Below are 11,759 nucleotides of genomic sequence, written 5' to 3'. Positions count from 1 at the left end.
AAATCATTTCAACGCCAATCCCCCGCCGAAAAAACAAGGCGGACCAGGCAATACCCCAGACATAACTGGCCCGAAACAGATGTGGGACCGAGCGAAGCTCGGGAAGCGCCGCGCGGGCGGCGCACGGTCTCAAGAGCGCCACAAGGCCCCAAGACATGCACCTCCTGAATTCACCACGGCCCCGTAGCCGCTGCCGCCAGGCTGCGCTCGCCCTCTGCCTCACTCAAGATCTCCAGGGCTCACACCGGCCAGCGCAGCCTGGCGGCAGCGGCTACGGGTGCAGGGCTTGGGTGATTCGGCGCCCTTGGGACCGTGCGCCGCCCGCGCGGCGCTTCCCGAGCTTCGCTCGGTCCCACAGTTTGTTGCAACGTGCCATGGCCTGTTCGACCGAGGTTTTAGCCTTGGGTGTATGGCTTTTGATCGTGTCGGGTTGCACAAATACTTGTACAAAAGTGTTTGCTCGTAGAACTTTCGCGACACACCGTCTGTCGGACCCCTCGGATCCCGATTGGAAGAACCGATGACCGAGTTGACTGTCCGCATCGCTGAGCTAACCCCTGCCCTCGACGCACCGCCCCGCTCTACCACGCGCTTTACCCACGTATCAGCCCTGCTGCAACAGCCGCCCTTCGACGTGCTGATCCTCAACGCCAGCCCCGCCGAGAACCTGGCCTGGCTGCACACCCTGCGCCGCCACCCGGCCTATCAACTGGCGCTGATCTATTGCCGCGACACCGAGCCCATGGCTTTGGCGCTGTCCGACGGGCCACCGCCGACCAACCCGCAACAGGCCTGGCAGCAATGGCAGGCACGCCTGGCAGTGTTCAACCGCGGCCGCGCGCCCGAAGGGCCACAAGCGCAGGTGCTGGCTTATCTTTGGCTAAGGGCGCCCGGCCTGCTGAAAGCCGTGCGCGCCCCGCGCTCGCCCAGCCACTACAGCTACCCGCTGGTGGAAGCCCTGGGCGATGAAAGCCTCAACGGCCACGCCCTGGTGCAGGGCCTGGCCCAGCGCAATCTGCTCGACAGCACGGTACTGGTGGACCGCGTGCGCCTGTGCCGGCAGTGCGGCAGCGGCCAGCTCAATTACGTGGACGTGTGCGTGGAATGCACTGACCTGGACATCGTGCGCCAGCCCTCGCTGCACTGCTTCACCTGCGGCCACATCGGCGCCCAGGCCGAGTACCTCAAGGACGGCGTGCTGCTGTGCCCCAACTGCCTGACGCGCCTGCGCCATATCGGCACCGACTACGACCGGCCGCTGGAGAACTACAGCTGCAATGCCTGCAACGCCTTCTTCGTCGACGCCGACGTGCAGGCGCGCTGCCTGGACTGCGGCCAGCACCACACGCCGGACGAATTGCAGGTGCGCGAGATCCGCGATTATCAACTGTCGGAGACCGGCCTGCTGACCGCCCGCCAGGGCCTTGAGCGCGACACCGACAGCTATTTCGGCGGCCTGGCCATGGTCGGCGTCAACACCTTCAAAACCCTGCTGGACTGGCAACTGGAGCTGATCGCCCGGCACAGCGCGCCCACCTTCGCGCTGCTGGGCCTGCGCTTCCGCAACCTGGGCGTGACCCTGGATCGCCTGGGCCCGCAGCGCGGCCATGCACTGTTGGACACGCTGATCGAGCGCATCCAGGTGGCCATCCGCGACACCGACCGCTGCACCCGCACCAGCGAAGAACACCTGTGGCTGCTGCTGATGTACACCGACGCCCCCGGCCTGCAAACGGTGACCGAGCGCCTCAACCAGATCAGCGAGCTGTTCGTGGGCCAGGACCTGCAGGACATCACGCTGACCACCAGCGGCTGCGTCGCCCCCGCCGACCTGATCGAGAAAGAAGACGCCGAACTGCTGATGGCCAGGCTGGCGGGAGCGCTGTAATGGACGTGCTGCTCGCGCACTTCGACGCCTGGCTGGGGGAGATCTACGGCCCCGAGGGCCACTGGCGATTGTTCCTGATGGTGTTCCCGTACTTCCTGCTGCTGGAAGTGCCGCTCAACATCCTGGTGCTGCTGGGCACCCTGCGCTGGTTCATCCGCCAGCGTACGGCCATCCCGGTGCACAGCGCCTGGTGCCCGCGGGTGTCGTGCATCATCACCTGCTACAGCGAGGGCAAGGACGTCGAGCTGACCCTGCGCAGCCTGGCCGAACAGACCTACCCCGGCGTGATCGAGATCATCCCCATCGTCGACGGCGCCAGCGCCAACGCGGTAACCACCGAGGTGGTGCGGCGCTTTAAGGCCCAGCAGCGCCTGCCGGCCAACCGCGTGCTGCGGCCCATCGCCAAATGGCAGCGCGGTGGGCGGGTGTCGTCGTTGAACACGGGGCTGGCCTTCAGCACCGGCGAGATCCTGATCAACGTCGACGGCGACACCTCGTTCGACAACGACATGGTGGTGCGCATGGTGCGCCACTTTGTCGACCCCAAGGTGCCCGCCGTGGCCGGCAGCCTGCGGGTGCGCAACGCCCGGCAATCATGGATCGCGCGCATTCAGGCGCTGGAGTACCTGCTGTCGATCCACATGTGCAAGATCGGCCTGGCCGAGTGGAACCTGGTCAACAACGTGTCCGGTGCCTTCGGCGCCTTCCGCCGCAGCTTTCTGCAGCAGATCGGCGGCTGGGACACCCACACCGCCGAAGACCTGGACCTGACCATGCGCATCAAAAGCTACTTCCGCCGCTACCGCCTGCGCATCCCCTTCGAGCCCCAAGGCATTGGCCACACCGATGCCCCGGCCACCCTGCGCAGCTTTCTCGACCAGCGCCTGCGCTGGGACGGCGACCTGTTCTTCGTCTACCTGCGCAAGCACCGCCACGCGTTCACGCCACGGCTGCTGGGCTGGCCGAACTTCCTGATGCTGATGCTCAGCGGGCTGTTCTTCCAGCTGGTGCTGCCCTTCATCATCCTGGGCTACAGCCTGGTGGCGGTGATCATCCTGCCGTTCACGGCGTTCGTGTTCTATTCGCTGCTGATCTACGCGCTGTACCTGGCCATGAGCAGCCTGCTGTACCTGGGGCTGATGCTGATGGTCACCGAGCGCCCGCGCCAGGACCTGGCGCTGATCCTGGTGCTGCCCTTCTACCCCCTGGCCATGTACGCCCTGCGCTGCTGGAGCGTGGTGGCCATTCTCAACGAAACCCTGCGGCGCGGGCACGAGGAATCGAGCATGGCGCCATGGTGGGTACTCAAACGGGCCAATCGGTTCTAAGGCTTTGTCGATCCATGATGTCGAAAACCGCTTCAACCTTATTACCCCTGCTGCTGTGCGCCCCGCTGTTGGCCAAGGCCAGCACGCTGACTCTAGACGATGCCCTGCGCCAGGCCGGTGACGGCAGCGGCGTGTCCGCTGCCAATGCGCAATTGCAAGCGCGCTACGCTGCCCGTGACCAGCGCGACAGCGAAGCCGGCTGGTAGATGTTCGGCAACGCCAATGTCGGCCACTACCACGAACTGGTGACCCAGGACCTCACCGACAACTACTACGGCCGCGACCTGGCCATCGGCCTGCGCTACCCACTGCTGGGCAGCCTGCGTCGACGCATGGACGCGGTGCAGACCAGCGAGCACGACGCGCGCCTGGGTGAAATCGAACAGGGCTACCAACGCGCTCGCCAGCGCCTGGCCGTGCGCAGCGCCTACGCCGACTGGTGGCGCGCCACCCAGGAAAGCCAACTGTGCCAAGGCGTGCAAGAGGCCGCCCGCGACGCCGAACAACAGGTGCGCCAGCGCCTGGACGGCCACTGGATACTGCCCTCCGACGCGCAGTTGATGCACAGCGAATGGACCGCAGTGACTCGCCGTTGCGACAGCCAGGCCGATTTGCTGGAAGACGTGCGTGCCAGCCTGCAAAGCCTGGGCGTGCAGGTACAGCCGGGCGACACGCCGGTGGCCAGCGCCCTGGCCAGCCACCCGCAGCCGCTGGGCGCCTGGCAGGCGCAGTTGGAAAACAACCCACGCATGGCGCGCCGCAACGCCGACCTTGCCAGCGCCGAGCAGACCCGCCAGCGCCCCTGGTACAGCGCCATCGAGTCGTACTTCAGCGTGACCCAGAGCGTGGAGCAGCGCAGCGGTGCCGACGACAACGGCAATGGCCTGAGCGTGGGCGTGACGTTCTCCGCACCGGTGGACCTGATGGACTACGGTTCAGCCCGAGGTCGCGAGGGCGAGGCCCGCTATCAGGCGGCCGTGCAGGCTCAGGAAAGCGAGCGCGGCGCGCTGTTGCGCGAGCTGGGCAAGGTACTCCAGCAGCAACGCCGCAGCACCGACGAATACGCCTGGCGCAGCGAACGGCGCAAGGCGGTCGACCAGATCATCGCCGAGCGCCGCCAGCGCACGCGCCTGGACGCCGGTGAAGCCAGCCTGCATCTGTTGCAGGCCGAGGTTGATCATTACAACGCAGGCTTCGCGCAGATTGCTGCCTGGCACGCGGCGTGGTTGCAGGATGCCGCGTTGCGGTTGTTCGGTGATGAGAGCCCGGCGTTCCAGGCGCTGCTGGGCCAGGGCGTGTTGCAGTGGCAGGGCCAGGCCTCGGCCTCCGACTGGCGCTTGGGCACTTACGTCTGGCACAGCGCCGATTTGCTCGATCCGGCCCGACAGGCCGCGCAACTGCGCGAGCTGCAGCGCGCCGGTATCACCCAGATCGATCTGGGCCTGGACCGCGCGCAACTGGCTGAACCTGCGCACACCCAAGCTGCCCTCGCCGACCTGCTGCACAACGCCCACGCGCAGGGCTTGCAGGTGAACCTGCTGCTGGGCGATCCAGCCTGGATCACCCCCGCCGGGCGCCCTGGCCTGATCAGCTTGATCGAGCAACTGCGCGCCCTACCCTTCGACGGCCTGCACCTGGACCTTGAGGTGGAACAACTGGGCTGGCCGGTGCCCGACCAGCGCCTGACCGACTGGCTGGCTACCCTGGCCGCCGCCCGGCAAGCCAGCCCCTGGCCGCTGAACATCTCCAGCCACCCGCGCTGGTTCGCGGCGCAAACGCCTGGCCATCACTGCGTACCGTGCCAACTGCCAGGCATGGGCATCGGTCAGGTCAGCCTGATGATCTTCACCCGCAACCCCCAGGCCAGCAGCACCCAGGCACTGGCCATCGCCCGCCAGTGGCCGGCCCTGCACTTTCGCCTGGCCCAGAGCGTGGAGGCCGACCAGCCCGCCAGCCTGAGCTGGACAGGCGCCAGCGCCGACCAACTGCGCACCCAGGCCGAGGCCTGGCGCACCACCTTGCAACCGGCGGGCCTGACCGGCATCGACTGGCAATCCTGGACTGACTTCCCGAGAACCCGATGAAAGTACGTTTCAACAGCCCCAAGGAAAAACACCCCACCCAGGACAACGGCATGCAGGTGCTGTACGCGCCGGGCAAACGCCTGGCGTTCCGCCTGCGCTGGTACCTGATCCTGTTTCTGATCCTGCTGCCGGCCTTGTGGCTGGTAGGCCGCTATGGCCTGGACCTGCTGCGCATCGAGGCCCCGGCGCTGGTGCGTCTGCCCACGCTGGACGTACGTGCGATGCAGCCTGGCCAGGTACGCGACATCCGCGTGCAGCCCGGCGATCACGTGCAGGCCGGCAGCCCCCTGGTGGACCTGGACAACCCCGAATGGCGCCTGCGCCTGAGCCTGTTGCAAGGTGACGGCGCGCCCGCCCCCGCCGCAGTGGCCGACCTGGGCAGCCGCAATCGCGCCGTGCTGCAAAGCCTGGTCAACCGCGCCCAGGCGCGGGTCAATGACACCCGCCACCTGGTGCAGCAAGGGGCCGCCACTCAAGGTGAGTTGATCGATGCACAGAACGCGCTGGACAGCCGCCGGGCGGAACTGCTGACCTTCGAGCGCAGCCTGAGCGGCGGCGTGACCACCGAGAGCCAGCGCTATGACCAGCAGCAACAACGCGAACGTCAGTGGTTGAGTGGCCAGTTGGCGCAGATGGACATCAAGGCCGGCGAAAGCGGACGTGTGGCGGAGGTGATCACCGCACCAGGCGAAAACGTCGGCCCCGGCACCCTGCTGATGCGCCTGGAACGCGAAGGCCCTGCGCAGTTGTGGGTGTACCTGGACCCCAAGGACGTGGAGCACTCCACCCCCGGCTCGCCGCTGGACGTGAAGCTGCCCAATGGGCAGTGGGTGGGTGCAGTGGTGATCAACCCCGCGGAAAGTGCGAATCCGCTGCCCAGCGACCTGCGCAAGCCGTTCAGCAGCCCGACGCGGGGGTTGATGGTGCCGGCGCGGTTTGATCAGCCGTTGGCCAGTGAATGGCGGATTGATTCGTTGCCGGTGCAGGTACGGTTCCCGCATCAGCATTTCAAGGTGTTGGGGGTGACGTTGTAAGTGGGATGTGGGACCGGGCGAAGCTCGGGAAGCGAACGACTCGATAGCCTTTGGCGGCCTCTTCCCGAGCTTCGCCCGGTCCCACAAAGACAACACCGCAAACAACGTAGCCGCTGCCGCAGGCTGCGCTGGGCCCCGAGTACACTGCAAATCTTCAGTGAGGCTTGGGGCCAGCGCAGCCTGCGGCAGCGGCTACGGTGGTGCGGGTGAAGCAGGTGTTACATCAGGGGAATCAGGCCAGCTGATCCCAAGGGCGGTCGCCCTTCGCGTCCAGCGCCTTGAGGAACGGCTCGGCTGGCAGTGGCTCGACGATAGCCTTTGGCGGCCTCTTCCCGAGCTTCGCCCGGTCCCACAAAGACAACACCGCAAACAACGTAGCCGCTGCCGCAGGCTGCGCTGGGCCCCGAGTACACTGCAAATCTCCAGTGAGGCTTGGGGCCAGCGCAGCCTACGGCAGCGGCTACGGTCGTGCGGGTGAGGCAGGTGTTACATCAGGGCAATCAGGCCAACTGATCCCAAGGGCGGTCGCCCTTCTCATCCTTGATGCGGGTCGGCAGGCCCATCACGTCCAGCGCCTTGAGGAACGGCTCGGCTGGCAGCTCCTCGACGTTGGCCATGCGCTGCACGTCCCACTCGCCACGGGCAACCAGCAAGGCTGCCGCCACCGGTGGCACGCCGGCGGTGTAGGAGATGCCCTGGCTATCGGTCTCGGCGTAGGCTTCTTCATGGTCGGCCACGTTGTAGATGAACAGCTCGTGGGGCTGGCCATCCCTGGTGCCCTTGACCAGGTCGCCGATGCAGGTCTTGCCGGTGTAACCCGGTGCCAGCGACGATGGATCCGGCAGCACGGCCTTGACCACTTTAAGCGGGATCACTTCCAGGCCTTCAGCGGTTTTCACCGGCTGCTCGGACAGCAGGCCCAGGTTTTTCAGCACGGTGAACACGTTGATGTAGTGCTCGCCGAAGCTCATCCAGAACCGCACGTTAGGCACGTCGAGGTTCTTGGAGATCGAGTGCACTTCGTCGTGACCGGTGAGGTACAGGTTCTGCGAACCCACTACCGGCAAGTCGTCGGTGCGCTTGACTTCGAACATGGTGTTGCTGGTCCACTGGCTGTTCTGCCAGCTCCACACCTGCCCGGTGAACTCACGGAAATTGATTTCCGGGTCGAAGTTGGTGGCAAAGTATTTGCCGTGTGACCCGGCATTGACGTCGAGAATGTCGATCGAATCAATGCGGTCGAAATGCTGTTGTTTCGCCAGCGCGGCATAGGCGTTCACAACGCCCGGGTCGAAACCCACGCCCAGGATGGCGGTAATGTTCTTCTGCTGGCATTCCTCGAGGTGTTTCCACTCGTAGTTGCCGTACCAGGGCGGCGTCTCGCAGATTTTGCCCGGTTCTTCGTGAATCGCGGTGTCCAGGTACGCAACACCGGTATCGATGCAGGCACGCAGCACCGACATGTTCAGGAACGCGGAGCCGACGTTGATGACGATCTGCGATTCAGTCTCGCGGATCAGCGCCTTGGTCGCTTCGACATCCAGCGCGTTGAGCGCGAAAGCCTTGATGTCGGCGGGCTGTTTGAGGCTGCCCTTGGCCTTGACGCTGTCGATGATGGCCTGGCATTTGGAGATGTTACGCGACGCGATGGCAATACGACCGAGTTCGTCGTTGTGCTGCGCGCACTTGTGGGCCACCACCTTGGCGACACCTCCTGCACCAATGATAAGAACGTTCTTCTTCAATTTGTTTACTTCTCCTCAATCCGCCAGCTTAGGAAAGGCTGGACAGGTAATCGTCAAAACCAAATTCACGAACCACCTCGACGGTACCGTCGAGTTGTTTCACTACGATGGACGGCATTTTCAGGCCGTTGAACCAGTTTTTCTTGACCATGGTGTAGCCGGCCGCGTCGACAAACGACAGGCGGTCGCCAATGGCCAAAGGACGGTCGAATTGATATTCGCCGAAAATGTCACCCGCCAGGCACGACTTGCCGCAGACCATGTAGGTGTGCTCGCCGGCGCTTGGCGCAAGCTTGGCGTTCAGGCGGTAGATCAGCAGGTCGAGCATGTGCGCTTCGATGGAGCTGTCGACCACGGCCAGGTGCTTGCCGTTGTACAGGGTGTCCAGCACGGTCACTTCCAGCGACGCGCTCTGGGTAATGGCTGCTTCGCCCGGCTCCAGGTACACCTGCACGCCGTACTTCTGCGAGAACGCCTTCAGGCGTGCGCAGAACTCATCCAAAGCATAGCCTTCGCCGGTGAAATGGATACCGCCGCCCAGGCTCACCCACTCCACCTTGTGCAGCAGGTGGCCGAAGCGTTCTTCGATGGTGTTCAGCATCTGGTCGAACAGGCCGAAGTCGCCGTTCTCGCAGTTGTTGTGGAACATGAAGCCGGTGATCTGATCGATCACGCCTTCCACCTTCACCGGGTCCCATTCGCCCAGACGGCTGAACGGGCGCGCCGGGTCGGCCAGCAAGTAGTCGCTGCTGCTCACTTGCGGGTTGACGCGCAGGCCACGGACCTTGCCTTCGCTGGCTTGGGCGAAGCGCTGCAGCTGGCCGATGGAGTTGAAGATGATCTTGTCGCAGTTCTCCAGCATCTCGCCGATTTCGTCATCAGCCCAAGCCACGCTGTAGGCATGGGTTTCGCCTGCAAACTTCTGACGGCCCAGCTTGAGCTCGTACAGCGACGAGGACGTGGTGCCGTCCATGTACTGCTGCATCAGGTCGAACACCGACCAGGTGGCGAAGCACTTGAGTGCCAGCAGAGCCTTGGCGCCAGAGTGTTCGCGCACGTAGGCGATCTTCTGCATGTTGGCCAGAAGCTTGGTTTTATCGATGAGGTAATACGGGGTCTGGATCATGTCGGAACCCTGCGGCAAGGCCAGCCAAAAAAATGGACGCGAATTGTGCCTTCTCTTAGGACAGGGGGAAAGGGCAGATTGCGCATTTTGCTGCGTCAATGTTTCACATTGAGCGCAGGGAGGCGAAAAAGCGGGGGATTCGGACGGGGGGACAACACAAAACCTGAAAATCACGCTACCGGTGAGCAGCACCTGTCTCTGTGGGAGCGGGTTCTACCCGCGAAGAAGGTAACGCGGACTTCCTGGCATACCGCGGTGTGTTTTTCGCGGGTAGAACCCGCTCCCACAAGGACAGATGCTGCTACAGAGATCGCTGCAGGTCAGCCACCCGCGCAATCGAACTGCTGGGTATGCGCCACCGTCCTGCCGCGGTCGTTCACCAGGTCCACGCCCAGGTTCAGCGCCAGGTTCATGCCGCTGCTGGTCTCCTGCAGTTCATAGTGCTCTTCAGGTTTGAAATGCGCGTAGGTCAAGGTGCCATGGCAGGTCTTGTCGTCCACGTAGACACTGCTGGCGGCGTACACCACCACCTGCAGGCTGTGCTTGCCGGGCGACACCTGGAAGTAGCGGCCATCCTTGAGCGGGTGGCCATCCAGTTTCTCGGCCAGCATGTTGTCGCGCGCCTCTTCCTTCAGGCCCACCCAGGCGTCGTGCGGATCGGGCTTTGGCATCGTGCCGGCACAGGCCGAGAGCAAGGCGGTCAGGCCCAGTACAGGGATCAGCGTCAGTGCTTTCAGGTTCATGGGGGATCCTCCCAAAGGGGTTAGATAGAGCGGTGCAGGGCGGGTTGCCTGCGATGGGGCAATCTTGCCGCCGCCACCCTGCCCTGCCCAATGAATCCCCATGAAACGAATTTCAGGCCAGTGCTAAGAATCCCGAAACCACCGTCCCTGTAGCCGCTGCCGCAGGCTGCGCTGGCCCTGTGCCCCACTGAAAATCTGCCGGGGTCACACCGGCCAGCGCAGCCTGGCGGCAGCGGCTACGGGGTGTGCGGCTACAGGCCGCCCATACGGTATACGCTGATCACGATATCGCGTTCGTCGGTACCGCTGAGGTCACCATCGACGGCACTCACGAAAACGGAGTGTCCCAACCACGCGTAGGCAGCGGGCGGTTCCCCGAAATTCGTATACGTGCGAACGTAGGCGCCATCCTCCAGGAGCGTGTTGACGGCAGCTTTGCCTGAGGGCAGAAACGGCCCGGTGTCCTCGTAGCGCATCACACCGACGTTGCTCATCTCGATGGATTTACCATCGTCAGTCTTCAAATGGTAAACGGTCGCTATCCCTAAATGGCTGCCCATAGGGTATGCAGGCAACACGTCGCCTTCACCGCCCTGGACGATGCCCTTGATTCCTTTGCCCACGAAGGTTCCGCTCACCCTCGAACCGTTCAGACGTGGGCCATCAGGTACGTAGCCCATGGCGCCCGAGTACTTGTCCGGTGTGAGGTGAAGGTGCAGTTGCATCACCAACTCGCTGGTCATTCGATTGGGGATGGTTTCCTTGAGTTCGACAGCGGTGGCACAGGCGGTTGTCAGCATCAGACCGAGTGCGGCCAACAGGGAGATCTTCATGATCGTTGAGTCCTTGAAAGTCAAAGACCCAGCTTACCGAGACTACACTCACCCTCGCCCTGAGCATTGTGCAACAGCATATTGCCCGCCCCCAACTGGAAATCTGCAGGGTACGCACTGGCCAGCGCAGCCTGGCGGCAGCGGCTACAGTGAGCGCCGTAGCCGTTGCCGCAGGCTGCGCTGGCCCTGTGCCCCACTGAAAATCTACCGGGGTCACACCGGCCAGCGCAGCCTTCGGCAGCGGCTACGGGGTTAGGGGGATTCCACGCGGTTGCGGCCGCCACGCTTGGCACGGTACAGCGCCGCATCCGCACTGCCGTAGGCCTCGTCGAATCCAGTGCCCGCCGGGTGGGCGCTGACGCCGAAGCTGGCGGTGACCGGGCGATTCACCGGCAGCATGAACACGTGCTCGGCAATGGCCGCGCGCATGGCTTCGGCGGCGCCCAGGCCGTCGGCCAGGTCGCCGCCGGGCAGCAGCACGGTAAACTCCTCGCCGCCTACCCGGCCGATAAGCCCACGCTCACCCACGATCTGCCGCAGGCAACCGACGATGCCCTGGATCACCGCATCGCCCGCCGGGTGGCCGAACTCGTCGTTGACCTTCTTGAAATGGTCGATGTCCAACACGATCATCGCCACCCCCACCTTGAGCAAGGTGTTGCTGGTCTGCTCGATGATCGCCCCGCGGTTGAGCACGCCGGTCAGGGCATCGTGGGTAGCGCGATGCTCCAACTGCCGGGCCAGTATCTGCAACTGCGCATTGAGCGTATTCATCTCGCGCTCGGCGCGGTCGCTGCGGCCGATCAGGCGCCGTGTCTCGCGGATCAGCCGCTCGAAGTGCAAGGCCATGTCGGTCAGCGACTGCCGGTACAACTGGGCGTCCGCCTGTGGCAGCGCGAGGATGCTGCGCGCATGGCCCAAGGCATCGAATTCACCCTTGAACAGGTCGGGAACCTCCTCGCTCAGTGCAACCGGCAT

Annotated in this window: 10 protein-coding genes; 5 read left to right on the top strand and 5 right to left on the bottom strand. The window is 64.3% G+C overall.

What is annotated here, in order from left to right; translation table 11 throughout:
- Positions 1-520 precede the first annotated feature (520 nt).
- From ACZ9GA_RS08480 to ACZ9GA_RS08460, 5 genes are read left to right on the top strand one after another with little or no spacing between them, the layout of a single operon-like run.
- Positions 521-1,888 carry a TackOD1 domain-containing metal-binding protein gene (locus tag ACZ9GA_RS08480; protein WP_476226452.1) on the top strand — a complete coding sequence of 456 codons (1,368 nt, stop codon included), beginning with the start codon at positions 521-523 and terminating at the stop codon, positions 1,886-1,888.
- Positions 1,888-3,216, top strand: coding sequence for a glycosyltransferase family 2 protein (locus ACZ9GA_RS08475; protein WP_457363111.1), 1,329 nt, complete (start codon positions 1,888-1,890; stop codon positions 3,214-3,216). The genes ACZ9GA_RS08480 and ACZ9GA_RS08475 overlap by 1 nt, the downstream gene beginning before the upstream one ends.
- A gap of 14 nt (positions 3,217-3,230) precedes the next feature.
- Entirely contained in the window at positions 3,231-3,422 is a 192-nt protein-coding gene (locus ACZ9GA_RS08470; protein WP_457363112.1) for a hypothetical protein, read from the top strand.
- On the top strand, positions 3,423-5,300 hold the full coding sequence (locus ACZ9GA_RS08465) for a TolC family protein (protein WP_457363113.1): 1,878 nt from the start codon (positions 3,423-3,425) through the stop codon (positions 5,298-5,300).
- A complete protein-coding gene (locus ACZ9GA_RS08460) occupies positions 5,297-6,334 on the top strand; it encodes an HlyD family secretion protein (RefSeq protein ID WP_457363114.1) in 1,038 nt (345 codons plus the stop codon). Before ACZ9GA_RS08465 ends, ACZ9GA_RS08460 begins: the two co-directional genes overlap by 4 nt.
- Positions 6,335-6,834: 500 nt before the next feature.
- On the opposite strand, the gene ACZ9GA_RS08455 is transcribed toward ACZ9GA_RS08460, so the two are convergent.
- From ACZ9GA_RS08455 to ACZ9GA_RS08435, 5 genes are all read right to left on the bottom strand, one after another.
- The gene (locus tag ACZ9GA_RS08455) at positions 6,835-8,079 is read right to left on the bottom strand and encodes a saccharopine dehydrogenase family protein (RefSeq protein WP_457363115.1); all 1,245 of its coding nucleotides are present in this window, start codon (positions 8,077-8,079) and stop codon (positions 6,835-6,837) included.
- Positions 8,080-8,107: 28 nt separating this feature from the next.
- Complete coding sequence (locus tag ACZ9GA_RS08450) at positions 8,108-9,205, bottom strand: carboxynorspermidine decarboxylase (protein ID WP_457363116.1); 1,098 nt, start codon at positions 9,203-9,205, stop codon at positions 8,108-8,110.
- Between the two features lie 320 nt (positions 9,206-9,525).
- Positions 9,526-9,948 (bottom strand): PA0061/PA0062 family lipoprotein, encoded by a 423-nt coding sequence (locus ACZ9GA_RS08445; protein ID WP_457363117.1) that lies wholly within the window; start codon positions 9,946-9,948, stop codon positions 9,526-9,528.
- Positions 9,949-10,199: 251 nt separating this feature from the next.
- The gene (locus ACZ9GA_RS08440; RefSeq protein ID WP_457363118.1) at positions 10,200-10,781 is read right to left on the bottom strand and encodes a DUF3237 family protein; all 582 of its coding nucleotides are present in this window, start codon (positions 10,779-10,781) and stop codon (positions 10,200-10,202) included.
- A 252-nt stretch (positions 10,782-11,033) separates the two neighbouring features.
- Positions 11,034-11,759, bottom strand: coding sequence for a GGDEF domain-containing protein (locus ACZ9GA_RS08435; protein ID WP_457363119.1), 726 nt, complete (start codon positions 11,757-11,759; stop codon positions 11,034-11,036).

Source organism: Pseudomonas sp. TE3644 (assembly GCF_056278815.1).
Note: the sequence above shows the minus strand (reverse complement) of the source record. Positions and strands in the feature narration are given on the sequence as shown.

Excerpts from the sequence above, each read along its gene's own strand:
- ACZ9GA_RS08450 (WP_457363116.1), bottom strand. The coding sequence starts at position 9,205 with ATGATCCAGACCCCGTATTACCTCATCGATAAAACCAAGCTTCTGGCC.
- ACZ9GA_RS08440 (WP_457363118.1), bottom strand. The coding sequence starts at position 10,781 with ATGAAGATCTCCCTGTTGGCCGCACTCGGTCTGATGCTGACAACCGCC.
- ACZ9GA_RS08480 (WP_476226452.1), top strand. The coding sequence starts at position 521 with ATGACCGAGTTGACTGTCCGCATCGCTGAGCTAACCCCTGCCCTCGAC.
- ACZ9GA_RS08465 (WP_457363113.1), top strand. The coding sequence starts at position 3,423 with ATGTTCGGCAACGCCAATGTCGGCCACTACCACGAACTGGTGACCCAG.
- ACZ9GA_RS08460 (WP_457363114.1), top strand. The coding sequence starts at position 5,297 with ATGAAAGTACGTTTCAACAGCCCCAAGGAAAAACACCCCACCCAGGAC.
- ACZ9GA_RS08475 (WP_457363111.1), top strand. The coding sequence starts at position 1,888 with ATGGACGTGCTGCTCGCGCACTTCGACGCCTGGCTGGGGGAGATCTAC.
- ACZ9GA_RS08435 (WP_457363119.1), bottom strand. The coding sequence starts at position 11,759 with ATGCCGGTTGCACTGAGCGAGGAGGTTCCCGACCTGTTCAAGGGTGAA.
- ACZ9GA_RS08470 (WP_457363112.1), top strand. The coding sequence starts at position 3,231 with ATGATGTCGAAAACCGCTTCAACCTTATTACCCCTGCTGCTGTGCGCC.
- ACZ9GA_RS08445 (WP_457363117.1), bottom strand. The coding sequence starts at position 9,948 with ATGAACCTGAAAGCACTGACGCTGATCCCTGTACTGGGCCTGACCGCC.